This is a genomic window from Ideonella sp. P3_A4 (assembly GCF_056403075.1).
Genome location: NZ_JBFUGE010000855.1, coordinates 1 through 2,109, shown reverse-complemented (window position 1 = coordinate 2,109; position 2,109 = coordinate 1). Strand labels below are relative to the sequence as shown.

General features: G+C 67.6%; 3 protein-coding genes. 2 read left to right on the top strand and 1 reads right to left on the bottom strand.

The genetic code is table 11. The features are described from left to right. Together AC1DYI_RS33665 and pip are read left to right on the top strand one after the other, a co-directional pair. A partial coding sequence (locus AC1DYI_RS33665) for an SsrA-binding protein (RefSeq protein WP_477208454.1) occupies positions 1-242 on the top strand: 242 nt, incomplete at its 5' end. A gap of 119 nt (positions 243-361) precedes the next feature. Beyond that, positions 362-1,327 carry a prolyl aminopeptidase gene (gene pip / locus AC1DYI_RS33660; protein ID WP_477208453.1) on the top strand — a complete coding sequence of 322 codons (966 nt, stop codon included), beginning with the start codon at positions 362-364 and terminating at the stop codon, positions 1,325-1,327. A 2-nt stretch (positions 1,328-1,329) separates the two neighbouring features. Here pip and AC1DYI_RS33655 read toward each other — a convergent pair. Next, positions 1,330-2,109: sensor histidine kinase (locus AC1DYI_RS33655; protein WP_477208452.1), on the bottom strand; the 780-nt coding region annotated here is incomplete at its 5' end.

The window sequence follows — 2,109 nt, the reverse complement described above, 5'->3', positions numbered from 1 at the left end:
GGACCAAAAAGCTCTTGATGGGCAAGGACGAGATCAAGCGGCTCGTCGGCAAGGTCGAGCAGCGCGGCTTCACGCTGGTGCCGCTGAACCTGCACTGGAAAGGCGGCCGCGCGAAAGCAGAGATCGCACTGGCCAAGGGCAAGGCCCAGCACGACAAGCGCGACACCGAGAAGAAACGCGACTGGGAGCGAGAAAAAGGCAGACTTATGCGGCACAAGGTGTCGTCTGGTCCGAAGGACTGATCGGCCGCAAGACTCCGAGATCTCGTCTGCCGATCATGGCCAACGCCGAGCGTTATTCGGCAAGCACTTCGAMAGAATGCTCGGCTGATGCAACGCACCGTGCCATGGGAAGGCCCGCAATGAAGACCCTCGAACAAGTCCTGTACCCGGAAATCGAGCCCCTGCGCAGCGGCCGCCTGCCGGTCAGCGATCTGCACACGCTCTACTGGGAAACCTCCGGCAACCCGGCCGGCATCCCTGCCCTGTTCCTGCACGGCGGCCCGGGCGCCGGCATCTCGCCGAAGAGCCGCCGCTTCTTCGACCCCGAGCGTTACCACGTCGTGCTGTTCGATCAGCGCGGCTCAGGCCAGTCCACGCCGCTCGGCGAAACGCGCGAGAACACCACCGACCTGCTGATCGAAGACATCGAGCGGCTGCGCAAGATGCTGGGCATCGAGCAGTGGCTGGTGTTCGGCGGCTCCTGGGGCTCGACGCTGTCGCTGGCCTACGCCCAGGCCCACCCCGAGCGCTGCCTGGGCCTGGTACTGCGCGGTATCTGGCTGGTCAGCGACGAAGAGATCGAATGGTGGCTCAACGGCGTGCGCAACTTCTTCCCACGTGAGTGGGAGGCGTTCGCCGGCCATGTGCCTGCGGCCGAACGCAGCGACCTGCTGGCCGCCTACAGCCGCCGGCTCGAATCAGACGACCCCGCGGTCTACGGCCCTGCAGCGCGCGCCTGGAGCCGCTACGAAGGCTCGTGCCTGCACCTGCTGCCCAACCCCGAAACAGCCGACGCCTTCACCGAGGACGCGATCGCGATTGGCATCGGCCGGCTCGAGGCGCACTACTTCCGCCACAAGGCGTTCCTGAAGCCGAACCAACTGCTCGAAGGTGTCGCCCGCATCCGCCACCTGCCCGGCTTCATCGTGCATGGCCGCTACGACGTCATCTGCCCGGTGCGCTACGCCCACGCGCTGGCCGACGCCTGGCCCGGCGCCGAACTGCGCATCGAGCCGGATGCCGGACATTCGTCCTATGAGCCCGGCATCGCCGAAGCCCTGGTGGATGCCACCAACCGCTTTGCCCGCGACGGGCGCTTCGGCTGAGGTCAGACCGGCGCGGACGCCAGGTTCAAGCCGAACACGGTGCCGCGGGCGGGATCGCTGGCCACGTCGATCACGCCGCCCATGCGCTCGACCAGCTGCTTGCAGATCACCAGCCCGATGCCTGTGCCTTCCTGGTCTGTGCGGCCCAGTCGGTTGAACGGCTGAAAGAGCTGCGTCTGCTGCTCGGGCGTCAAGCCGAGCCCGCCGTCGGCCACCTCCAGCCGCACCGTGCCGTCGCCGGCCGGTGCGGTGCGAACCTCGACCCAGCCGCCCTGGCGGTTGTACTTGATCGCGTTCGACAGCAGGTTGTGCAGCACCTGCTCCAGGCGCAGCGGGTCGGCCATCACCTTCACGTTGGCGGGCTGGTCCACCGCGCAACGCAACTCCAGCGACTTCGCCTTGGCCGCCGGCTCGACCAGCGCCAGGCAGTTCGGCAGCACCTCTTGCAGCGCGGTCGACCGCACGGTCAGCGTCAGCGTCCCGCTTTCGAGCCGCGAGAAGCTCATCATGTCGTCGATCAGCGCCAGCAGCTGCCGCACGGCGTGCTGGATGTGCTGCAAGCGCCCGCGCTGGGTTTCGTCCAGCGGCCGCGTCGGGTCCATCGCCATCAGCTGGGCGAAGCCGCTCACGGCGTTCAGCGGGTTGCGCAGCTCGTGGCTGGCCTGCGACAGGAAACGCACCTTGGCCTGGTTGGCCTCTTCGGCCAGCGCCCGTGCCTGATCGGCCCCTTGCAGCCGCAGCCGCTCGGCCAGCTCGGACCGCAATTGCTCGGTCCGTAAGGC

Excerpts from the sequence above, each read along its gene's own strand:
- pip (WP_477208453.1), top strand. The coding sequence starts at position 362 with ATGAAGACCCTCGAACAAGTCCTGTACCCGGAAATCGAGCCCCTGCGC.